Origin of the sequence: Caballeronia sp. J97, assembly GCF_905220305.1 — a bacterium.
Lineage (GTDB): Bacteria > Pseudomonadota > Gammaproteobacteria > Burkholderiales > Burkholderiaceae > Caballeronia.
The window spans coordinates 1-22,432 of record NZ_CAJMZL010000021.1 but is presented as its reverse complement, the minus strand read 5'-3'; the positions used below and the strand labels follow the sequence as shown (position 1 = coordinate 22,432).

Genomic DNA, 22,432 nt, shown 5'->3' with positions numbered 1-22,432 from the left:
AATTGAGCGACAAACCACTCAAAGGCATCAAGATCATCGATTTCACGCACGTGCAAGCCGGTCCCGCATGCACCCAGATGCTGGCATGGTTCGGCGCCGACGTGATCAAGGTCGAGCGTCCCGGTTCGGGCGACGTCACGCGTAACCAGCTCCGCGATATTCCGGAGGCCGACGCGCTGTACTTCACGATGCTCAACAGCAACAAGCGATCGCTGACGCTCGATACGAAAAAGCCGGAAGGCAAGGAGGTGCTGACCAAGCTGATCAAGGAATCGGACGTGCTGGTCGAGAACTTCGGGCCGGGCGCGCTGGACCGCATGGGTTTTTCGTGGGAGAACATCAGGGAGCTGAATCCGAAGATGATCGTGGCATCCGTCAAGGGCTTCAGCGACGGTCACCACTACGACGATCTCAAAGTCTATGAGAACGTTGCGCAGTGCGCGGGTGGTGCGGCATCGACGACGGGCTTCTGGGACGGCCCGCCGACCATCAGCGCCGCCGCGCTCGGCGACAGCAACACCGGCATGCATCTCGCCATCGGCATTCTCACGGCGATCATCGGCCGGCAGCAAACGGGCCGCGGCCAGAAAGTCGCCGTGTCGATGCAGGACAGCGTGCTCAACCTGTGCCGCGTGAAGCTGCGCGATCAGCAGCGCCTGGACCGCGTCGGCTATCTCGAGGAATATCCGCAATACCCGCACGGCACCTTCAGCGATGTCGTGCCGCGTGGCGGCAATGCGGGCGGCGGCGGACAGCCGGGTTGGGTCCTCAAGTGCAAGGGCTGGGAAACCGACCCGAACGCATACATCTACTTCACGATTCAAGGTCACGCATGGGCGCCGATTTGCCGCGCCATCGGCAAGCCGGAATGGATCGAAGATCCGAATTACATGACGGCCGAAGCGCGCCAGCCGCATATCTTCGATATCTTCAATACGATCGAGGCGTGGCTCGCGGACAAGACCAAGTTCGAAGCCGTCGATATCCTGCGCAAGTTCGACATTCCGTGCGCGCCGGTGCTGACGATGAAGGAACTCGCGAACGATGAATCGTTGCGCGCGAGCGGTTCCATCGTCGAAGTGGATCATAAGGTGCGCGGCAAGTACCTCACGGTCGGCAGCCCGATCAAGTTCTCGGAACTGAAGCCGGAAATCACGGGCTCGCCGCTTCTGGGCGAGCACACCGAGGAAGTGCTGCTCGAACTCGGCTATAGCAAGGAGCAAGTTGCAAGCATGCAGGAAGCGCGCGCCGTCTGACGCGTTTGTAGTGGCAGGTAAAGGGTGATCGCTGCCTTCTCCCGTCTTCCTTTCGCGGCATCGGTGCGAAGCGAAGGCGGAGGAACGGCGGCGGCCCTTCTGAAACGACGGATCGATTCGAGCATGAGCTTCGATCGATACCCCACGATCCGGATAACACCATGACCCCCACCATCGACTACGAGCAGCTCGTCAATGCAATTGGCGACGCCGTGATCATTTCGGATGCGAGCGGAGCGATCACACTGTGGAATCCGGCGGCAGAGCGCATGTTCGGCTTTACTCAAAGCGAAGCATTGGGTCAGTCGCTGGATCTGATCATCCCGGAACGGCTGCGCGGCCGTCATTGGGACGGCTATAACAAAACGATGGCGACAGGCGAGACGCGCTACGGGCACGATCTGCTCAAGGTGCCAGCCGTCGATAAAGCCGGACGCGCGATGTCGATTGCATTTACCGTCGCGTTGTTGCGTTCGCCGCAAGGAGAATTGAACGGCATCGTCGCGATCATCCGCGATGAAACTGCGCGGTTCCAGGAGGATCGCGCGCTGCGCAAGCGCATTGCCGAGCTGGAGGCGAAAGCCGCCGCCTGAAGCTTCGGCGAAGTACAGAACGACAAGCAACAAGGAGACGGCGGCCCGCGTCTGCGCACCACAAGGCGCACGGACGCGGCCGCAAGGAGAGAGCGGCCACCCATCCCGCCGGCCGCTTGACTCGATGCCCGCATTCGTGGCTGACCGACCAGGAATTGACCATCATTCGTACCTTGCGCCAGCTTCACGCTGACGCGAGGCGCAGGCGGCTGCGTGCGTCCGGATCGTCTCGACGCATCGGCGCGAAAGGTTTTGCGACATCGGGAAAAAAGTTATGAGCTTGTGGATCCGCTATACGCACACGACGGCCGACGGTAAGCGCCGCACCGGTTCTGGTTTGCTCGACGACGCTCGCGTCATCGAATACGAAGGCGACATGTTCGCCTCGCCGCGTCCGACAGGCCGGACGTTCGATCTCGACAGGATTTCGCTGACGAGCCCGTGCGCGCCGAGCCGGATCGTCGCGTTATGGAACAACTTTCATGCGCTCTCCGCGAAGCTCGGCAAGGCGCTGCCCAGCCATCCGCTATATCTGATCAAGCCTTCGACGTCGCTCGCGGGACCGGGCGACACGATCCGGCGTCCCGCCGCATACGGCGGCAAGATCGTCTACGAAGGCGAACTCGGGATCGTGATCGGAAAGCGATGCAGCAATGTGAGCGTCGAAGAAGCCGCCGATTACGTATTCGGCTACACATGCGTGAACGACGTCACGGCCGCCGATAATCTGTTCGAAGATCCGAACTTTGCACAATGGTGCCGCGCGAAAGGCTATGACACGTTCGGCTGTATCGGTCCGGCGATCGCGACCGGGTTCGACTGGAAAGACAAACATGTCGTGACCACGCTCGACGGCGTCGAACGACAGAACTACCCGCTCGCCGACATGGCGTTCTCACCGCTGGAACAGGTGAGCCTCATTTCTCGCGACATGACCTTGCTGCCAGGCGACGTCATCGCGTGCGGCACTTCGCTGGGCGTGGGTTCGATGCGCGACGGCGCGACGGTCGAGGTCTCGATCGAAGGCATCGGCACATTGACGAACCACGTGTCCGAAGCACTCGCGACGGCCGAAGCACGATAACGCTTCCCAGGCGCGTTCAGGCGCACGCCACTCAAGAATTCAAACCGTCGATTGGGAACACAGTCATGCCAATGATGATTGCAGTGCCACGGGAGCGCTATCCCGGGGAACGTCGCGTCGCGTTGACGCCGGAAGTAGTCGGACATTTGCTGAAGCTCGGTTTCGAGGTAACCGTCGAGACCGGCGCGGGCGAACTCGCCGCATTCCCCGACGAAGCGTATCGCGCCGCGGGTGCGCGGATCGCGGAGAACGCGCCGTCGCTCTATGCGGGGGCGGATATCGTCGTGAAAGTGCGTGCGCCTTCCATCGCGCCCGTGGGCGATGAAGTCGAGTGGCTGCGCGAGGGATCGACGCTGATCAGCTTTGTCTGGCCGGCGCAGAACGCAGCGCTGTTGGCGCGCCTCGCCGCGCGCAACGTGACCGTGCTCGCGATGGACTGCGTGCCGCGCATCTCGCGCGCGCAAAAGCTCGATGCACTCAGCTCGATGGCCAATATGGCGGGCTATCGCGCGGTCATCGAAGCCGCGCACCAGTTCGGCCGCGGCTTCATGGGACAGATCACGGCGGCGGGCAAGATCGCCCCGGCGAAGGTGATGGTGATCGGCGCCGGCGTGGCCGGACTGGCCGCGATCGGCGCGGCGCGCAGTCTCGGCGCGATCGTCCGCGCCTTCGATACGCGGCCCGAAGTGCGGCAGCAGGTCGAGAGCATGGGCGCGGAGTTTCTCGAACTCGACTATGTCGAGGACGGCAGCGGCAGCGGCGGCTACGCGAAAGAGATGAGCCCGGAATTCATCGCCGCGGAAATGGCGCTGTTCGCCGCGCAGGCGAAGGACGTCGACATCATCGTGACGACCGCGCTGATTCCGGGCAAGCCGGCGCCGAAACTGATCACCGCCGACATGGTGCGCAGCATGCGTCAGGGCAGCGTGATCGTCGACATGGCGGCGGAGCAGGGCGGCAACTGCGAACTGACGCAGCCTAACGAGGCGGCGTGCGTGGAGGGCGTCACGATCGTCGGCTATACGGATCTCCCGTCGCGCATGGCGACGCAATCGAGCCAGTTGTACGGCACGAATGTGCGGCACCTTCTGACCGATCTGACGCCGCAGAAGAATGGCGAGATCGTGGTCAATACCGATGACGAGGTGATCGGCGGCGTAGCGGTGATCCTGCGCGGGCAGATGCGATGGCCGCTGCCGAAGAAGGCCGAACCCGCGCCTGCCGCAGCCGCTCCCGCCGCCGCGAAGCCCGCGGCCACAATCGAGGCGACGGTCGAGCAGAAGCGCCGCGCGGGATGGATCGGCGTCGCCGGTCTCGTGATTGCCGCTGCATTGCTCCTCGCGCTGGGCGCCGTCGCGCCGCCTGCGTTCGTCGCGCACTTCACGGTTTTCGTGCTCGCGATCTTCGTCGGCTATCAGGTCGTGTGGAACGTGACGCCCGCCTTGCACACGCCGCTCATGAGCGTGACGAACGCGGTGAGCGGGATCATCGTGACGGGCGCGCTGTTGCAGGTCGGCACGCCCCATAACCTCGTCGGGATTCTCGCGGGCCTCGCGATACTGATCGCGACGATCAATATCGCGGGCGGATTTCTCGTCACTCAACGCATGTTGAACATGTTCCAGCGCTAAGGAGATCGACATGCAAAACGGAATCGGAAGCATCGCCTATCTGGCGGCGAGCGTGTTGTTCATCCTGAGCCTGCGCGGGCTCAGTCATCCATCGACGGCGCGGCGCGGCAATCTCTACGGCGTCGTCGGCATGGCCATCGCAATCGTCACGACGCTGTGGCTCAACGGCGGGGCCGCGTTGCCGGTCGTCGCCGCGCTGATGACGATCGGCATAGCGGGCGGCGCGATGCTCGCACGACGCGTCGAGATGACACAGATGCCGCAGCTCGTCGCGGCGCTGCACAGCTTCGTGGGCCTGGCGGCGGTGCTGGTCGCCATTGCGAGCTATCTGTCGCCTTCGGCCGGCGCGGAATCTGGCGACGTGGCGCGATCGGTCCACGATGTCGAGATCTATCTCGGCGTGTTCATCGGCGCGGTCACGTTCACGGGGTCCATCGCTGCGTTCCTGAAGCTGCAGGGCATCGTGGGAGGCAAGCCGCTGTTGCTGCCGATGCGCCACGCGTTGAATCTCGTCGGCGTGTTCGGGTGCGTTGCGCTCGGCTATGTGTTCATCACCGCGCCCGATGCCGATGTCGGCATCAGCGCGCTGCTCACGATGACCGCGATCGCCGCGCTGATCGGCGTGCATCTGGTGATGGCGATCGGCGGCGCGGACATGCCGGTCGTCGTGTCGATGCTCAACAGCTATTCGGGCTGGGCCGCCGCGGCGACCGGCTTCATGCTCAGCAACGATCTGTTGATCGTGACCGGCGCGCTGGTCGGCTCCAGCGGCGCCATTCTGAGCTACATCATGTGCCGCGCGATGAACCGCAAGTTCCTCTCCGTGATACTGGGCGGGTTCGGCACGGCGTCGTCGTCCGCGGCGAAGGCGATCGAGGGCGAAGTCGCGCCCGTCACCGTCGACGAAGTCGGCTCGCTGCTGCGCGATGCATCGGAAGTCGTCATCGTGCCGGGCTACGGCATGGCGGTCGCGCAGGCTCAGGCGACCATCAGCGAGATCACGAAGAAGCTGCGCAACCAGGGCGTGAACGTTCGCTTCGGCATTCATCCGGTGGCGGGGCGCTTGCCGGGGCATATGAACGTGCTGCTGGCCGAGGCGAAGGTGCCGTATGACATCGTGCTCGAGATGGATGAAATCAACGACGACTTTTCCAACACGGATGTCGTGCTCGTGATCGGCGCGAACGACATCGTGAATCCGGGCGCACTGGAGGACCCGGGCAGTCCGATCGCCGGCATGCCCGTGCTCGAAGTGTGGAAGGCACGTACGGTGGTCGTGTCCAAACGAAGCATGGCGGCGGGCTATGCGGGCGTCGACAACCCGCTCTTCTATAAGGAAAACACGCGGATGCTGTTCGGTGACGCGAAGGGCAGTGTCGATGCGCTGCTCAGTCAGCTCAGCGCGTGAGCGCCGTCGCGTATCGAACATAGGAAAGCCGTGGCTTCGAGGGCCGGGACGAAGCGGAGTCGTCGGCCCTCGGCATTCTTGACGTGGGACAGGGAGTAACGATGAAGATCTGTGTCTATGGCGCCGGTGCGATCGGTGCATATCTCGGCGCTCAACTGGCGTCTGCTGGCGCCGACGTGAGCTTCGTCGCGCGTGGTCCACACCTCGCCGCGATGCAGGAGCATGGCGTACGGTTGCAAATCGATGGCGAGGAACGCGTCGTCAAGGTCCGATGCGCATCGGACCCGCGCGAGCTGGGTCGGCAGGATTACGTGATCGTCGCGTTGAAGGCGCATTCGGTGCCGGGTGTCGTCGATCAGATCCGGACTCTGCTCGGACCGGACACGGCAATCGTGACGGCGGTCAACGGGATTCCGTACTGGTACTTCTACAAGCATGGAGGAGAACTGGAAGGCACCACGCTCGATAGCGTCGATCCCGGAGGAACGCAATGGAGCGCGCTCGGGCCTGAGCGCGCGATCGGCTGCGTCGTGTACCCGGCTGCGGAGGTCGTCGCGCCGGGTGTCGTCCGCCATGTATACGGAAAGAAATTTCCGATCGGCGAACCCAATGGCGAGCGCAGTGATCGCACTCAGAAGCTGCATGAAGTCATGACCGCGGCGGGTCTGGACGCGCCGATCCGCGAGCAGATCCGTGATGAAATCTGGCTGAAGCTGTGGGGCAATCTCTGCTTCAACCCGATCAGCGCATTGACTCACGCAACGCTCGATGTCATTACGGGCAACCCGGCTACGCGCGCCGTGTCCAAGGCGATGATGCTGGAGGCCAAAGCCATTGCCGATCGCTTCGGCGTGCATTTTCGTGTCGATGTCGAAAGGCGTATCGACGGCGCGGGGGCCGTCGGCGCGCACAAGACGTCGATGCTTCAGGATCTCGAAGCCAGCCGGCCGATGGAGATCGATCCGCTCCTCACGGTCGTCCAGGAAATGGGGCGGCTCGTCGGGCAGGCGACCCCGACCATCGATACGGTGCTCGCGCTCATCAAATTGCGAGGACAGATCGCGGAGCAGTCGTTCCGGCCGGCGGCAAGATCCGCGCCCGTAGTCGAAACCGCGTCATAGGCGTGGTACGGGGTTTCCGAACCGTCTCCAGGCAGGTCGGAAACCCGCGCAACCCCACGCGTGGCGCTGCTCCGCGTTGCGACCCGAGCAACGGCGAGCGTGAGCGTCGCCACGAATCACGCGCTCATTGCGCTTCGCCGTCGTCGGTGTCGGCGTTGGCTTCGTGATCCATGGCCGTCGCAGCAAGCATGCCCGCCTGCCCAGGTCGGGCTTCTTTGCGTTCGCTGTAGCGATCCGTGAGATAGTCGGAACGGTCGCGAACCAGTAGCGTGAACTTCACGAGTTCTTCCATGACATCCACGACGCGATCGTAGTAGGACGAAGGTTTCATCCGTCCGGTCTCGTCGAACTCCTGCCAGGCCTTGGCTACCGATGACTGATTGGGAATCGTCACCATGCGCATCCAGCGGCCGAGCACGCGTAGCGCGTTCACCGCGTTGAACGACTGTGAACCGCCGCACACCTGCATGACTGCGAGCGTGCGACCTTGTGTCGGTCGAATTCCCGCAGATTCGAGCGGCAACCAGTCGATCTGGTTCTTGAAAACGGCGGCGAGCGTGCCGTGTCGTTCGGGGCTGCACCACACTTGGCCTTCAGACCATCCGGAGAGCTTGCGCAATTCGACTACCTTCGGATGATCGGCTGGCACGCTGTCGACCATCGGCAGGCCGGAGGGATCGAACACGCGCGTCTCGGCGCCGAACGTTCGCAGCAGGCGTTCGGCTTCCAGCGTGAGAAAGCGGCTGTATGAGGTGGGTCGCAGCGACCCGTACAGCAACAGGATTCGCGGCGCATGCGTGGAGATCGCTTGAGCGTGCAGCTTCTCGCGGTCGGGAATGTCGGTGTGAGCCGCGCTCAGGTTTGGGAGATCTGAAAGCATGTCTGTGAAATCGGTCAGGTGGCTTCGTACCAGCGTTGAGAGCGATTGACGACACCGACAACCAGTAGCATGACCGGCACCTCGATGAGCACACCAACGACCGTGGCGAGTGCCGCACCCGAGTGAAAGCCGAACAGACTGATGGCGGTGGCGACAGCCAGCTCGAAGAAGTTGCTCGCGCCGATCAGACTCGATGGTCCGGCGACACAATGCGCGACGCCGAGACGGCGATTGAGCAGATAGGCGAGGCCCGAGTTGAAGAACACCTGAATCAGGATCGGTACGGCAAGCATTGCGATGACGAGCGGTTCACGCACGATCGCTTCGCCCTGAAACCCGAACAGGAGCACGAGCGTCGCGAGCAGCGCGGCAATCGACCAGGGACCCAAGCGGGAGATCGCATACTTGAAGTACGCTTCACTTCGAGCAAGGAGCAGCTTGCGCAGCCACTGCGCAATCAGCACCGGAATGATGATGTACAGGCCGACTGAGGCGATCAGCGTGCCCCAGGGTACCGTGATCGACGACAGGCCGAGCAGCAACGCCACGAGCGGTGCGAACGCAACGACCATGATCGCGTCGTTGAGCGCCACTTGCGAGAGCGTGAAGTACGGATCACCCTCGCACAGTTGCGACCATACGAAGACCATCGCCGTGCAAGGCGCGGCCGCCAATAGAATCAAGCCTGCGATGTAGCTGTCGAGCTGCCCGGCAGGCAGCCAGCCGGCAAACACGTGTCGAACGAAAATCCATCCGAGCAAGGCCATCGAAAACGGCTTGACGAACCAGTTCACGAACAAGGTCACACCGATGCCGCGCCAGTGACCGCCGACTTGCGCGAGAGCGGAAAAATCGATCTTGACCAGCATCGGAACGATCATCACCCAGATCAGCACGCCTACGGGGAGATTGACCTGGGCGACTTCCATACTGCCGATCGCACGAAAGAGTCCCGGGAAGCGCTGCCCGAGGCCGATGCCCGCGACGATGCACAGCGTCACCCAGACCGTCAGGTATCGCGCGAAGAAGCCGATCGCCAATGCGGCGTCACGGCGCGGCGTGTCGGTCGTGCTCATTGGATCGGGCATGACAGCAGGTCGTATCTTCCTGTACCGACACGTGGATGCGAGTGCGCTTCATGTCGAGTCTCCGCAGCAGTTTGACGGCTTGCTGGCGTCGCACGGCGCGCCTGCGCAGCAGTTCGCCGTCAGGAAGCCAATCAGGCCGTTCATGGCCTCGAAGTTGGCCGAGTAGAAAACGTAGCGGCCTTCCTGGCGTGACGTGACGAGTTCCGCGTGCGAGAGATCTTTGAGGTGAAACGACAGGCTCGATGGCGCGAGACCGACCTGTTGCGCGATTTCGCCAGCGGCCATGCCCTCGGGGCCGGCCACGACAAGTGCGCGGAACACCGCGAGTCGGGATTCGTGAGCGAGCGCGCCGAGCGCGCGTACGACGAGGTTTGAGTCCATGACTGCAACCATAACGCAGAGGTTTCGATATTTCAATAAATATCGAAATAATGCAGTATCGCGAGTGTATGAGACTTGCTGCGGGCGCCGTCTACCCGATACGCGCGTAGTCTGCGATGGCCTCGGCGGTCGAGGACGACTTCTCGCAGCACCGCTCCCGCGCTTGCTCATTCCCGGCTAATTGCGTGGGCCTAAGCTCGCAGCCATGTCACGTTTCGGGGATGCGTCATGGCTGATTTCCTGTTCCTGTTCTTGTTCCTCGCCGCGCTCGGCGGGTGTGTCGCCACTCGCGTGCTGAGCAAGCGCCAGTTCCGCGCGCAGACGATGCGCAGCATCGAGCGCATGCGCCCCGGCTTCGAGTATGCCTACATGGCAGGCGTGATCGACGGACAGTCACGCTCCGTCGATCTCGGCGCGTTCCGTATCCGCATGGCCGCCTGGCTGGAGACCACCATGCTGCGCGACGAGTTGAACGAAACGGCGCTGCCCGTCCCTGCGCGCGTCGCGAGCGAGCCAGCCGATGCCAATGTCCAGGCTGCTCCGTCCTGACGCACGAAGCGGCCTGGACCCACGACGATAAATCCTTCGACGTCGGCTCCTGATCGCCGACCTGTATTCTCGAAACCTTCAAGGCCAACGTCTTCCCGTTGGCCTTTTTTACCGTGTCGTATATGCCGGCGCGCAAAGCCCGGCAATACTTACTGCGACTCCCTACGCCGGTTTCTGCCCTGCCTTGCTGTCAGCACCGCTTCTCTGTATCAGAATAAAATCGCGTGCGGATCAGGCAGACAGTCGCTCCGGAACACTCCCAGACGGGGAATCGAATGAACACCATCTCGGAAGAAAAAAGCACACTGACCGATAGCGAAATCCAGTCGATGGTGCGGGCCGTCGCTGCTTTGCGACAAGGCGAGGCCATGCAGAAACTGCCTGTCGACTGGCCGGGAGAAAAAGGGCAACTCGCCGCCGAACTGAACCTGCTCGCGGACCAGTGCATGCGTCAGGCGCTCGCGCCCGGGCGTGCCACAGGACATGCGCCGCTCGGCGCGGTCAGTGTCCGCCGCGTCGACGAGGAAGGTCTCGACGGCTTCTGGCTCCAGCAAGCGCGCCGATCCAACGAGCTTATCGAGGCGAACGATATCGCGCAGGCGTGCACCCGGGAGATCTACGCTGCGCTGATCGCGCTGCGAAAGGGAGAGGCCGCGGCGCTCGCCGCCGACTGGCCCGGTCTGCACGGCAAGCTCGCGGACGTATTCAACGATGTGCTCGACCAGAACATCCGCATGTCGGACGAGCTCGCGCGGCTCAGTCAGGCAGTCGGAAAGGAAGGCCGCATTCACGAGCGGGCCACGTTGCCCGATCCTCGAGGCTTCTGGCGCCGGTCGATCGACTCGGTGAATTCGCTGATCGCCGACCTGGTGCATCCGACGAGCGAAGTGGCGCGCGTGATCGGCGCGGTGGCGCAGGGCGATCTCAGCAAGAGCATGGCGCTCGAAGCGGACGGACGCGCCCTCGAAGGCGAGTTTCTGCGCACGGCGAAGATCATCAACCGCATGGTCGAGCAGCTCGGGACGTTTGCCGCGGAGGTCACGCGCGTGGCGCGGGAGGTCGGCACCGAAGGCAAGCTGGGCGGTCAGGCGGACGTGCAGGGCGTGGCCGGCACATGGAAGGACCTGACCGATTCCGTGAACTCCATGGCCGGCAATCTCACGAGCCAGGTGCGAAATATCGCGGAAGTCACCAAGGCGGTCGCTGCGGGCGACTTGTCGAAGAAGATCACCGTCGACGTGAAGGGGGAGATTCTCGAACTGAAGAACACCATCAACACGATGGTCGATCAGTTGCGCTCGTTCGCCTCGGAAGTGACGCGCGTGGCGCGCGAAGTCGGCACCGAAGGCAAGCTCGGCGGTCAGGCGGATGTCAAGGGCGTCGCGGGAACGTGGAAGGACCTGACCGACAACGTCAACTTCATGGCGGGCAACCTGACGAGTCAGGTGCGCAATATCGCGGAAGTCACGACAGCCGTGGCGGCGGGCGATCTGTCGAAGAAGATTACCGTCGATGTGAAGGGCGAAATCCTCGAACTGAAGAACACCATCAACACGATGGTCGACCAGTTGCGGTCCTTCGCATCGGAGGTGACGCGCGTGGCGCGCGAAGTCGGCACCGAGGGCAAGCTCGGCGGTCAGGCCGACGTTAAGGGCGTCGCCGGGACGTGGAAGGATTTGACCGACTCCGTCAACTCGATGGGCAGCAACCTGACCGCGCAGGTGCGCAATATCGCCGGCGTCACGACAGCCGTGGCGGCGGGCGACCTGTCGAAGAAAATCACCGTCGATGTCAAAGGCGAAATTCTCGAACTGAAGAACACGATCAACACCATGGTCGACCAGTTGAGCTCGTTCGCCTCGGAAGTGACGCGCGTGGCGCGCGAAGTCGGAACGGAGGGCAAGCTGGGCGGTCAGGCCGACGTGCAAGGCGTCGCGGGAACCTGGAAGGACCTGACCGATTCGGTGAACTCGATGGGCGGCAACCTGACTGCACAGGTGCGCAACATCGCGGAAGTCACGACGGCCGTCGCTGCGGGCGACTTGTCGAAGAAGATCACCGTCGACGTGAAGGGCGAAATCCTCGAGCTCAAGAACACGATCAACACGATGGTCGACCAGCTGCGCTCGTTCGCATCGGAAGTGACGCGTGTGGCCCGCGAGGTCGGAACCGAAGGCAAGCTCGGCGGTCAGGCCGACGTGCAGGGCGTCGCGGGAACCTGGAAGGACCTGACCGACTCCGTCAACTCGATGGGCAGCAATCTGACCGCACAGGTGCGCAACATCGCGGACGTGACGACGGCCGTCGCTGCGGGCGACCTGTCGAAGAAGATCACCGTCGACGTGAAGGGCGAAATCCTCGAACTCAAGAACACGATCAACACGATGGTCGACCAGTTGCGCTCGTTCGCGTCGGAAGTGACGCGGGTGGCGCGCGAGGTCGGCACGGAAGGCAAGCTCGGCGGTCAGGCGGACGTGCAAGGCGTCGCCGGGACCTGGAAGGATCTCACCGACAACGTCAATTTCATGGCCGGCAATCTGACGAGCCAGGTGCGCAATATCGCGGACGTGACGAAGGCGGTGGCGGCGGGCGACCTGTCGAAGAAGATCACCGTCGATGTCAAAGGCGAAATTCTCGAACTGAAGAACACCATCAACACGATGGTGGATCAGTTGAGCTCCTTCGCCTCCGAAGTGACGCGCGTCGCGCGCGAAGTCGGCACGCTCGGCAAGCTCGGCGGACAGGCGGATGTGCAGGGCGTGGCCGGCACATGGAAGGATCTGACCGATTCGGTGAACTTCATGGCCGGCAATCTGACGAGCCAGGTGCGCAACATCGCGGACGTGACGAAAGCGGTGGCGGCAGGCGACCTGTCGAAGAAGATCACCGTCGACGTGAAGGGCGAGATTCTCGAACTGAAGAACACCATCAACACGATGGTCGATCAGTTGCGTTCGTTCGCATCGGAAGTGACGCGCGTGGCCCGCGAGGTCGGCACGGAAGGCAAGCTCGGCGGTCAGGCGGACGTTCAGGGCGTCGCGGGGACGTGGAAGGATCTGACCGACAACGTCAACTTCATGGCGGGCAACCTGACGAGCCAGGTTCGCGGCATCGCGCGAGTCGTGACCGCGGTGGCGAACGGCGATCTCGGCCGCAAGCTCACAGTCGAAGCCAAGGGCGAAATCGCGGCGCTGGCCGACACCATCAACAGCATGACGGACACGCTCGCCACGTTCGCCGATCAGGTGACGACGGTCGCGCGCGAAGTGGGTGTCGAAGGGAAGCTCGGCGGACAGGCGAAGGTGCCGGGCGCGGCAGGCACATGGAAGGGCCTGACGGAGAACGTGAACCAGCTTGCGGCCAATTTGACGACCCAGGTGCGCGCGATCGCCGAAGTGGCGATGGCCGTGACGCAAGGCGATCTGACTCGTTCGATCACTGTCGAGGCGCTGGGCGAAGTGGCGGCGCTCAAGGACACGATCAACGAGATGATCCGCAATCTGAAGGACACGACCGAACTCAACACGGAGCAAGACTGGCTCAAGACCAATCTGGCGAAGTTCAGCCGCATGCTGCAGGGACAGAAGGATCTGGTCGCGGTCGGCCAGCTCATTCTCTCGGAGCTCGCGCCGGTCGTCGGCGTGCAGCAGGCCGAGTTCTTCGTTTTCGACGCCATCGATCAGGCCGCTTCGCTGAGGCTCGTCGCGAGCTATGCGTCAGACGGTCATCGCTCGCACGGCAAACGGGTCCAGCTCGGCGAGGGGCTCGTCGGTCAGTGCGCGTTCGAGAAGCGCAAGATCCTCCTCGCGCCTTCGGCGTCGGTCGATTACCGGATCGCATCGGGCCTGCTCAGTATCGTGCCGCAGAACGTCCTGGTCATGCCGATCGTGTTCGAAGGCCAGGTCAAGGGCGTGATCGAGCTGGCGTCTCTCGAATGCTTCAACTCGACTCACCTCGCGTTTCTCGACCAGCTGACCGAGAGTATCGGCATCGTCATCAACACGATCGAAGCCAACACGCGCACCGAAGATCTGCTCAAGCAATCGCAGTCGCTCGCGCATGAGTTGCAAAGCCGCCAGGAAGAACTTCAGCAGACGAACGAGGAACTGCAGGAGAAGGCGAGGCTGCTCGCGCATCAGAATCAGGAAGTCGAGCGCAAGAACTCGGAGGTCGAGCAGGCGCGGCAAGCGCTCGAGGACAAGGCGAAACAGCTCGCGCTGACGTCGAAGTACAAGTCAGAGTTTCTCGCCAACATGTCGCACGAATTGCGCACGCCTCTGAACAGCTTGCTCATCCTGTCGGAGCAGCTCGGCAAGAATCCGGAGGGCAATCTCTCCGCGAAGCAGATCGAGTACTCGCGAACGATTCATTCCTCGGGGAACGACCTGCTTCTGCTGATCAACGACATCCTCGACCTTTCGAAGATCGAGTCCGGCACCGTCGTGCTGGACGTACACGAGCATCGTCTTGCCGATCTGACGACCTATGTCGAACGCACGTTCCGCCACGTCGCCGAAGCGCGCAACGTCGAATTCGTCATTCACCTCGGCAACGATGTGCCGGTTTCGATCGTGACCGACCTCAAGCGCTTGCAGCAGATTCTGAAAAACCTCCTTTCCAATGCGTTCAAATTCACGCATCAGGGCCGGGTGGCGTTGTCGATCGAACGCGCGCATGGCGGATGGAGCGAGGACAGCGAGACGCTCGACAGCGCCGGCAGCGTGATCGCGTTTGCGGTTCAGGATACGGGCATCGGCATTTCGGCCGACAAGCAGCAGATCGTCTTCGAGGCTTTCCAGCAAGCCGATGGCAGCACCAGCCGCAAATACGGCGGCACCGGACTGGGCCTTGCCATCAGCCGCGAGTTGTCCAAGCTGCTGGGCGGCGAGATCCGGCTGACCAGCATGCCGAGCGAGGGAAGCACGTTCACGCTGTATTTGCCGCGCACGAACGATCTCGGAAGGCCCGGGCGCAGAAAACCCGCGCGCCGGGAAGGCGGGCTCGCGACTGCGTCGATCGGTTCATCGGATACGAGCGATGGCTTCGCGGCATTGACCACGCAGTCGGACCTCGCCACCGAAGTCGCCTACGAAGTGTCGAGCGCGCACATCATCGACGATCGGGACAACATCGCGCCGGGCGAGCGCGTCGTGCTGATCGTCGAAAACGATCCGGCCTTCGCGCGCGTGATGGTCGATGCAGCGCGACAGCGAGGCTTCAAGACGCTGAGCACGGCGCTTGGCGCGTCCGCCCTGACGCTCGCCGATCAGTACAAGCCGGATCTCCTGACGCTGGATCTGTTTCTGCCCGATATGGAAGGATGGCGGATTCTCGCGCGGCTGAAGAACGACCTGGCGACGCGACACATTCCGGTGTGCGTCATCTCGACCGATGAATCGCGTGAGCGCGCGCTGCGCTCCGGCGCTTTCGCTTTTCTGCCCAAGCCCGTCGAATCGCAGGCGATTCTGGATGGCGCGCTCGCTTCGATGGCCCGCTATGTCGAAGCGCAACAGCGCGTCGTGCTCGTGGCCCTCACGTCGGCAGCGGAGCGGGAACTGCTCTCCGGCGCATTGGAGGGCGCGCAGGTCACCGCACTGTTCGCCGATTCCCGCGATGCACTGGTGCAGCACCTGTCGTCGCGAGCCGTCGATGCGCTCGTGCTCGCCGACGACCTGCCCGGCATCTCGCCGGAGCTGATCGAAGCGACGCTTGCCTCGCGCGATTGCGTCGCGCCCCTTCCGGTGATCGTGAGCGCGGCGGGCGATGTTCCGCCGGCGCGCTGGGAACACGTCCACGAACGCTTCTTCGTGCGGCACGCATCGAATCGCGATCGCTTGCTGGATCTCGGCATCGCGGCGCTGCATATCGACGTGAAGCGGCTCGCTGCGGAGCCCGCGTCCATGCTTCATGCCCTGCATTCGCAGGAGCGCGCGTTGAAGGACGTGAAGGCACTGATCGTCGATGACGACATGCGCAATATCTTCGCGCTCGCGACGATCATGGAAGACCTCGGCATGCGCCATGTCTGGGCCGACAACGGGCGCGATGCGATACGTCAGGTGGAGTCCGATCGCGACATAGAAATCGTCATGATGGACATCATGATGCCCGAGATGGACGGCCTGACGACGATGCGGGAAATCCGCAAGAGACCGGTCGGAAAAACGTTGCCGATCATCGCGGTTACGGCCAAGGCGATGAAGGGCGACCGGGAGAAGTGCATCGAGGCCGGAGCGTGGGACTATCTCTCGAAGCCGGTCAACAGGGATGACCTCGTCGCCGTGCTGCACGCGTGGCTGCACCGTTAGGAGCGGCGCCATGGCAACCTTCGATGTCTCCACCGAAGACAAGGTCAAGATCCTGGTCGTGGACGATCTGCCGAGCCAGCACGTCGTCTTGCGCACCGTGCTCGAAGGACCGGATCAGGAAGTCGTCTCGGTGTCGTCGGGGCGGGAGGCGCTCAAGGCGGTCCTGCTGCAGGAGTTCGCGGTCATATTGCTCGACGTGAACATGCCCGACATGGACGGCTTCGAGACGGCCAGCATGCTGCGCTCGTATCGCCGGACCGCATCGACGCCGATCATCTTCGTCACGGCCTATGCCGACGATGCGGAGATGGCGCGAGGCTATTCACTCGGGGCGGTGGACTACATCTCGTCGCCGGTCGTGCCGGAGATTCTCGCCGCGAAGGTCCGCGTGTTCGTGCAGATGTTCCGCATGAACCGCGAACTGCGAACCCGCGCCGCGCAGCGAGAGGAGCTGGCGCGGGCGGAAGCGCAGCGCGCGTCCGCCGACGAAGCTCGCCAGCGCGCCGACTTTCTCGCGGAGGTGAGCCATTTGCTCACGCGCTCGCTCGATGTCGAGACGACGCTGGGCCGCATCCTCGAAACGTCGGTGCCGGCGCTGGCGGATCTCGCCTGCGTGTATCTCGCACTGGACGACGAACAGGCGCCACGCACCTCGTTGCTGTGCGGCCCCGCCGTCCGCGCCTCGCTCGACGCGGCGCGCGCAGAGGAAGTCGACTCCATCGTGGCGCTGCCGCGTTTTTTCGCGCTCGCGAAGCAGACGATGGACGGCGGCGAAATCATCCTCTGCCGAAGCGGGGCGGACAGCGTTTTCGGATGGCCCGAAGGCAATGAAGGGAGGCAACTCGCCGTCGGCTTCGAAGAGGTCAGATTCCATCCGGTGCTGAGCGGCGCGGACCGCAAGGCGGTGATCGCGTTCGGCATCGTGCGCTGCGAGGGGAATCATCAGCCCGCGCCCGTGGTCACCGAGTTCGTGAGCCGGGCGGCCATCGCGCTCGAGAACGCGTTTCTGTTCTCCGCGCTGCGCGACGAAGACCGGCGCAAGAACGAGTTCCTCGCGATGCTCGCCCACGAGTTGCGAAATCCGCTTGCGCCGATTTCTAACGCCGTGAGCGTGATGAAGAGCGCGGAGGCGGGCGATGCCAACGTGGTGAAGTGGGCCACGCGGATCATCGGGAATCAACTCGATCATATGGTGCGCATCGTCGACGATCTGCTCGACGTCTCGCGCATCGCGCGCGGCACGGTCGCGCTGCAACGTGAGCCGGTTCTCTTGCGCACCGTGGTCGAACGTGCGGTCGAAACGAGCCGGCCTCACTTCGCCGCACGCTCGCAGGCCTTCTCGTGCGAACAGAACCGGGACGACGTGGTGATCGAAGGCGATGTCGTTCGTCTCACGCAGGTCGTCGCGAACTTGCTGAACAACGCCTCGAAATTCACGCCTCCCGGCGGGCATGTCGGTCTTGCCACGAGCTTTGCCGATGGAACCGCGCTCATCACGGTCACCGACGACGGCGAAGGTATCGACGCCAAGCTGCTCCCGCGCGTCTTCGATCTCTTCGCGCAGGGCGATAGCGCCCTCGATCGCGCGCAAGGAGGGCTGGGTATCGGGCTGACGCTCGCCCGGCACCTGGCGCAACTGCATGGCGGATCGATTCATTGCTGGAGCGGCGGTCGCGGGCGAGGCGCCAAGTTCACGGTCGAATTGCCGGCGCTCTCCACGACCGACAAACCGGCGCCCGTCGCCGATGTCGTTCCGCTGCGTCGCAAGCGTCACGTGCGGGTGCTGGTGGTGGACGATTCGGTCGCATCGACGGAAAGCCTGAAGATCTTCCTCGAAATGTATGGCTACGAAGTGCAATGCACGCACGACGGCATTGCCGCGCTGGCGCTCGCCAAGGAATTCGTTCCACAGGTTGCCGTGCTCGATATCGGCCTTCCCGGCATGAACGGATATGAGCTCGCCAAGGCCATGCGTGTCGAGCGCGCCTTGCGAGACTGCCTTCTGATCGCCGTGAGCGGTTATGGGCAGGACGAAGATCTTCGCAAGTCGAAATCGGTGGGCATCGATCATCACCTGATCAAGCCCGCCGATTTGACCTCGCTCGTCGAACTGATCTCGGGGCACGTGATGCACGAAGGCGCCGGCGCCGAAGACGAAGGGCGGCCGGCCTAGAGACAGCCCGCGCGAAGTCGAAGCGCAGACGACAGCGGCGTCGTGCGGCGAGCTGCAAGCACGATCACCGATGCATGACGAACTGCCAGAGCGCCATGCACTGGTCATCGGTAATCTGATAGCGGGGCATCGACTTGCGAAGCATCACGCCCGCCGGGTCGATGCCGTCCTTCACCGCGTGGCAGAAGGCCGTTGCGTCATAGTGGCTGATCGGCCCGCCCCGGCGACGTGTCGCGGCGAGCAGGGTGTCGTGCGTCAGCGGCGGCGCGAAAGCCTGTGCCTTCGACGTGCCCACATGGCAATTGACGCATCGGGTCGTCCAGGACGGCAAGGGGCGATCGTCGTCGCGCAGATGCGCGGCCATCGGATGTTCTCCGTTGAACAGCGCGCAGCCGAGATCGGCTGGATTGCACGCGGTCTGCGCGCGGGCCAGGCATGACAGCGCGACGAGCGCGAGGGCCATCGCGGCGGCGCGCACGGCGCAGTGGGCTCGCCGCGCCATTCAATGCACGCGCAGCACGCGCGAGACGCTCGGCACGCCGTTCGCGTTCAGGGCGAACAGCATGTAATAACCGGGGATCACGACGCCGGGATCGGACGGTATGTTCAACTGATATTCGCCCGCGGTGCCGACGGTGAACGATAGCGGCACACGCCGCTGCTCGTTGTTCAGCGAATGCGTGACCGACGAGGAGCGCATCAGCACGAAGGCGCTGACTCGCCGGCTGGCCGTCACCACGATCGTCGTGCCGAGTTGCGCGTCGCTCGGCACGGACGTGAGATTCGGCCGCGATGCGGCGGACCCGTCCGCGTTGAGCAGATAGGGCGGCGTCAATATTTCTATATCCGTGTGATTGGTCGCGCAGTTCCCGCACAATCCGCCGCCGCCGCTCAGCACGCGTCCGTCGTTCAGCAGCAGCGCGACGCTGTGATAGGTGCGCGGCACGGCCTGAGGCGCGAGCGGGGAAAAAGAGTTGGTCGCCGGGTCCCACAGCTCCGGGGTGAGGACCGCGTTGTTGTCCGAGAAAGGCTCCGCAAAAGTCTGTCCGCCGACCACGACGACCTGTCCGTTCGGCAGCACGACGCTGTTGCTGAAGGCGCGCTGATAGCTCATCGGCGCGATGGTCTGCGTCACCGCGTTTCCGCTGGTGATGTCGATGAGCGTCGCGTTGGACGTGGCCACCGATTCGTCGTAGCTCGGCGCGCCCCCGACGGCGAGAATCTTGCCGACGTCGTACATGACCGCGTTGCCGTTCATCGCATCGCCGTCGCTGCCCCGGTTGCCGGCGCCGGCGACGTTGCCGTTGCCGGTCGTGTCGAACCAGTGCATGGCCCGGCTCGGCCCCGCGTGGAACACGCGCCCGTTGCCGACCGCGAAGAGCCACGCGTGATTGTCGCCGCGGAAGACGCCGGCGGCGTCGTTCGTGACGATGTAATCGTCGAGGATGGCGCTATTGATCCGCCAGCCCGAACCCGCGGTCCAGGTCTCACCGGTCTTTCCTCCGAGCCCGCCGCTCCAGGAGCCGCCCACGAGGAACACACTGCCGTTGCTCAAGGTGACGCTGCCCTGATAGCCGCGCGGAATGTTCATCTGATCGCTCGAGGTCCACGCGTTCGTCGTCGGCGAATAGATGCTGGTCAGCCGCACGCTCAATCCGCCGGTCACGAAAATCCGGCCATCGGGCAGATTGACGATGCCCGGGCAGAACATGTCGTGTCCGGTATTGGTCACGATCACTTGCTTGCTCGTGCCGGTCGACGGATTGAAGATCGCCGTGTAGGTCCTGCCCGGCGGATTCGATCCGTCGGTGAAGCTGAGCGCGGCATCGGCCGACCAGACCAGCACGTTTCCATTGGGAAGATTGGCGGCCTGCAGCGGAACGAGGCCCACTTGCACAGGCGCGGTCCATTTCGAAATCAGGGTGGTTTTCGGCGGGGGCAAGCCGCTCACCTGCCATGTCTGTGTCGCGCCTCCGGTGCACGCCTGCTGCGTTAGCTGAACACCCTGAGAGGTCGTGCTCGCCGCGGTCACGCATAAGCCGCTATGTCCCGCGACGATCGCGTAGCCCCCGCCCTGCGGCGTCAGCGAGAACGCCTGATTCAGGCCGCCGTTGCAGGTCCACTGGATGATGGGGCCGCCCGGACTCGTGCTCTGTCCCGACACGTCGAGGCACAGGCCGCTGTTCTGATTGACGAGGTTGTACCGTGCCCCGGTCGCCGTCGGGAGCCATTGCTGATTGGCGCCGCCCCAGCAAGCCCAGGTGATCACCGGTGCGCCCGGTGTTTTGGATTCGCCGCTGACGTCCGCGCAGTTGGAGGTGCCGCTCAGCGTGATGGGCGCCGAAGTTTGCGCCCGCACAGCGTGCGATACGCCCGCCAGAGCCAGCGGCAACGCGATCAGCAGCAGGAAGCGCATGCATCGGTAGAGCAGGCTCATCGCGTGCGTCGTCGAAGGAATTCCTGGCATGGTCGCTCTCCGTACACGAGTCCGGTTTATGTACGTGCAAGCGCGCCGAGGACATCGCAGATGTCGTCGACGCGAGGAAGATCGGCGCTGCGCCAGCGCAACATCGCGTTGGCATCGAAGCAATAGACTTGCGTGGAATGGTCCGCGATGTCGCCGAGCGGCTGCTTGCTGCCCGACAGCGCCAGTCGCATCCGGTCTACATCTGCAAGCGCCGGTGTCGCCGCATGCCACGCGGGGCCCGCCTGAAAGCGTGCGAGCCAGGCGCGCAACGCCGATGGCGAATCGGAAAGCGGATCGATCCCGACCGACAATAACTGCACCGGATGACCGCCGCCGATTGCCGGGATCCGTTGCTGAACCGCGCTGAACAGCGTCCCTTGCAGCGGACATATCGTGCCGCAACCGGTGTAGATGGTTTGCAGTGCGGTTATGCGTTGGCGCAGCAGTTCGTTCAACAGGCGCTTTCTGCCGGTCTGGTCGACGACCCATGCATCGTCGACGCGAACGGGCGGCGTGACGAGGCCCAGCCCGCCATGCTGCGCGAACGAGACCGGGGACATCGCACCAAACGCGAGCGCGGCCATGTCGCGAAGCAGGGAACGGCGAGTCAACGAAGGTGCAAACGCACGCATACCGGATTTCACGCAGTCGGGCATTTTATTCGTGGCTTATAGAAATCGTCCACATCGGCACTTTCAGCACTCCCGTTCCTGGCGCTCGGAGCGTGACCTGCACCGGAACATCGGGCAGACGGACGCGGGAGGAATGGCCTTTTGCAATACCAATGGGTCAAAGATTAGCAGCCCAAATCGGCAACAAAACTTCGGCGCGCGAAATAAGTAGGTAGATATGTGCAGTCGGACACATTCGTTTTTCTGCGTCCGGGCATGGCGTCACGGAGACGAATTCGCTCGCTTTCATTGCCCTTTACAGCGAAACAATCCGGCCACATGAGACGGGCCATCAATGGGACGTCCGGTTTCGAAAACCGCAACGCTCTCAGGATCGACGCGATGCTTCGCACCGCACATCAAAGGGCTTTCGAGTAAAAATTCCCTTCAATGGCGACATTGATTCGTCCAGCGATTTAAGATAGCTTTCATTGCGTACGGATAGCTTTCTGAACGGTAAAGATAAGAGCGCGCACGTTGCGCTCGAACGTTCGGAGGGGAGAATGTCCCCGTTTTCTGTCATCATCGGGCGATAAGCTGTCCTCGTCTTCGTGAGCGCGCTGCCGCGGGGCACTCCGATTGCTCTGGTCCAGCATCCTTGTCGCTCGACATCGCGTTGTCCGTTCCGGCGCTTCCGGTGAAGGAGAATGCAAATGAACGCACGTTCTTCCGCTTATGCCGCCGCACTCGGCGCCGTGCTGATCACGGCAATCATCGCCGCGTGCAGCGGCGGCGACTCCAGCGGCGACGCGACATCGGCCGCCGCAGGCAAGGCGCCGGCGAGCGTATCGAACGCAGCGGGCACGACCGCCGCCGGCAACG

The 22,432-nt window shown here is 63.3% G+C and carries 15 protein-coding genes; 9 read left to right on the top strand and 6 right to left on the bottom strand.

Annotated features, from left to right (window positions below; genetic code table 11):
• Nucleotides 1-2: 2 nt before the first annotated feature.
• The 6 genes from frc (at nt 3) to U4Y90_RS23775 (ending at nt 7,093) form a co-directional block, all read left to right on the top strand.
• The gene (frc, locus tag U4Y90_RS23800) at nt 3-1,256 is read left to right on the top strand and encodes a formyl-CoA transferase (RefSeq protein WP_321798220.1); all 1,254 of its coding nucleotides are present in this window, start codon (nt 3-5) and stop codon (nt 1,254-1,256) included.
• Nucleotides 1,257-1,417: 161 nt separating this feature from the next.
• A complete protein-coding gene (locus U4Y90_RS23795; protein WP_321798218.1) occupies nt 1,418-1,849 on the top strand; it encodes a PAS domain-containing protein in 432 nt (143 codons plus the stop codon).
• A 274-nt stretch (nt 1,850-2,123) separates the two neighbouring features.
• Nucleotides 2,124-2,933, top strand: a complete 810-nt coding sequence (locus tag U4Y90_RS23790; protein ID WP_321798216.1) for a fumarylacetoacetate hydrolase family protein — start codon at nt 2,124-2,126, stop codon at nt 2,931-2,933.
• A gap of 65 nt (nt 2,934-2,998) precedes the next feature.
• A complete protein-coding gene (locus tag U4Y90_RS23785) occupies nt 2,999-4,564 on the top strand; it encodes a Re/Si-specific NAD(P)(+) transhydrogenase subunit alpha (protein WP_321798215.1) in 1,566 nt (521 codons plus the stop codon).
• Between the two features lie 10 nt (nt 4,565-4,574).
• On the top strand, nt 4,575-5,972 hold the full coding sequence (locus U4Y90_RS23780) for an NAD(P)(+) transhydrogenase (Re/Si-specific) subunit beta (RefSeq protein WP_321798214.1): 1,398 nt from the start codon (nt 4,575-4,577) through the stop codon (nt 5,970-5,972).
• A gap of 101 nt (nt 5,973-6,073) precedes the next feature.
• A complete protein-coding gene (locus U4Y90_RS23775; protein WP_321798213.1) occupies nt 6,074-7,093 on the top strand; it encodes a 2-dehydropantoate 2-reductase in 1,020 nt (339 codons plus the stop codon).
• A 124-nt stretch (nt 7,094-7,217) separates the two neighbouring features.
• Here U4Y90_RS23775 and arsH read toward each other — a convergent pair whose 3' ends face one another.
• From arsH to U4Y90_RS23760, 3 genes are read right to left on the bottom strand one after another with little or no spacing between them, the layout of a single operon-like run.
• Complete coding sequence (gene arsH, locus U4Y90_RS23770) at nt 7,218-7,973, bottom strand: arsenical resistance protein ArsH (protein ID WP_321798212.1); 756 nt, start codon at nt 7,971-7,973, stop codon at nt 7,218-7,220.
• A gap of 14 nt (nt 7,974-7,987) precedes the next feature.
• Nucleotides 7,988-9,049: an ACR3 family arsenite efflux transporter gene (gene arsB / locus U4Y90_RS23765; protein ID WP_321798357.1), complete on the bottom strand. Its 1,062-nt coding sequence runs from the start codon at nt 9,047-9,049 to the stop codon at nt 7,988-7,990.
• Between the two features lie 60 nt (nt 9,050-9,109).
• Nucleotides 9,110-9,442, bottom strand: coding sequence for a metalloregulator ArsR/SmtB family transcription factor (locus U4Y90_RS23760; RefSeq protein WP_321798211.1), 333 nt, complete (start codon nt 9,440-9,442; stop codon nt 9,110-9,112).
• Between the two features lie 228 nt (nt 9,443-9,670).
• On the opposite strand from U4Y90_RS23760, the gene U4Y90_RS23755 reads away from it, so the two are divergent.
• The 3 genes from U4Y90_RS23755 to U4Y90_RS23745 all read left to right on the top strand — a co-directional run bounded on the left by U4Y90_RS23755 (nt 9,671) and on the right by U4Y90_RS23745 (nt 18,472).
• The gene (locus U4Y90_RS23755; RefSeq protein ID WP_321798209.1) at nt 9,671-9,991 is read left to right on the top strand and encodes a hypothetical protein; all 321 of its coding nucleotides are present in this window, start codon (nt 9,671-9,673) and stop codon (nt 9,989-9,991) included.
• A 368-nt stretch (nt 9,992-10,359) separates the two neighbouring features.
• Nucleotides 10,360-16,299, top strand: a complete 5,940-nt coding sequence (locus U4Y90_RS23750) for a HAMP domain-containing protein (protein ID WP_415749407.1) — start codon at nt 10,360-10,362, stop codon at nt 16,297-16,299.
• A gap of 10 nt (nt 16,300-16,309) precedes the next feature.
• Complete coding sequence (locus U4Y90_RS23745) at nt 16,310-18,472, top strand: response regulator (protein WP_321798205.1); 2,163 nt, start codon at nt 16,310-16,312, stop codon at nt 18,470-18,472.
• Between the two features lie 64 nt (nt 18,473-18,536).
• Here the strand turns inward: U4Y90_RS23745 and U4Y90_RS23740 are convergent, their stop codons facing one another.
• Genes U4Y90_RS23740 through U4Y90_RS23730 form a run of 3 tightly spaced genes read right to left on the bottom strand, consistent with a single transcriptional unit; the run spans nt 18,537 to nt 21,595 of the window.
• Nucleotides 18,537-18,950, bottom strand: coding sequence for a hypothetical protein (locus tag U4Y90_RS23740; protein ID WP_321798204.1), 414 nt, complete (start codon nt 18,948-18,950; stop codon nt 18,537-18,539).
• Between the two features lie 24 nt (nt 18,951-18,974).
• The gene (locus U4Y90_RS23735; protein WP_321798202.1) at nt 18,975-20,939 is read right to left on the bottom strand and encodes an RICIN domain-containing protein; all 1,965 of its coding nucleotides are present in this window, start codon (nt 20,937-20,939) and stop codon (nt 18,975-18,977) included.
• A 26-nt stretch (nt 20,940-20,965) separates the two neighbouring features.
• Nucleotides 20,966-21,595: an SCO family protein gene (locus U4Y90_RS23730; RefSeq protein ID WP_321798201.1), complete on the bottom strand. Its 630-nt coding sequence runs from the start codon at nt 21,593-21,595 to the stop codon at nt 20,966-20,968.
• Between the last annotated feature and the right edge of the window lie 837 nt (nt 21,596-22,432).

Bases quoted from the DNA above. Each gene is read 5' to 3' on its own strand.
- U4Y90_RS23755 (WP_321798209.1), top strand. From the start codon at position 9,671: ATGGCTGATTTCCTGTTCCTGTTCTTGTTCCTCGCCGCGCTCGGCGGG.
- U4Y90_RS23750 (WP_415749407.1), top strand. From the start codon at position 10,360: ATGCAGAAACTGCCTGTCGACTGGCCGGGAGAAAAAGGGCAACTCGCC.
- arsB (WP_321798357.1), bottom strand. From the start codon at position 9,049: ATGAGCACGACCGACACGCCGCGCCGTGACGCCGCATTGGCGATCGGC.
- U4Y90_RS23745 (WP_321798205.1), top strand. From the start codon at position 16,310: ATGGCAACCTTCGATGTCTCCACCGAAGACAAGGTCAAGATCCTGGTC.
- U4Y90_RS23780 (WP_321798214.1), top strand. From the start codon at position 4,575: ATGCAAAACGGAATCGGAAGCATCGCCTATCTGGCGGCGAGCGTGTTG.
- U4Y90_RS23735 (WP_321798202.1), bottom strand. From the start codon at position 20,939: ATGCCAGGAATTCCTTCGACGACGCACGCGATGAGCCTGCTCTACCGA.
- U4Y90_RS23790 (WP_321798216.1), top strand. From the start codon at position 2,124: ATGAGCTTGTGGATCCGCTATACGCACACGACGGCCGACGGTAAGCGC.
- arsH (WP_321798212.1), bottom strand. From the start codon at position 7,973: ATGCTTTCAGATCTCCCAAACCTGAGCGCGGCTCACACCGACATTCCC.
- U4Y90_RS23775 (WP_321798213.1), top strand. From the start codon at position 6,074: ATGAAGATCTGTGTCTATGGCGCCGGTGCGATCGGTGCATATCTCGGC.
- U4Y90_RS23785 (WP_321798215.1), top strand. From the start codon at position 2,999: ATGCCAATGATGATTGCAGTGCCACGGGAGCGCTATCCCGGGGAACGT.
- U4Y90_RS23760 (WP_321798211.1), bottom strand. From the start codon at position 9,442: ATGGACTCAAACCTCGTCGTACGCGCGCTCGGCGCGCTCGCTCACGAA.
- U4Y90_RS23730 (WP_321798201.1), bottom strand. From the start codon at position 21,595: ATGCCCGACTGCGTGAAATCCGGTATGCGTGCGTTTGCACCTTCGTTG.
- U4Y90_RS23795 (WP_321798218.1), top strand. From the start codon at position 1,418: ATGACCCCCACCATCGACTACGAGCAGCTCGTCAATGCAATTGGCGAC.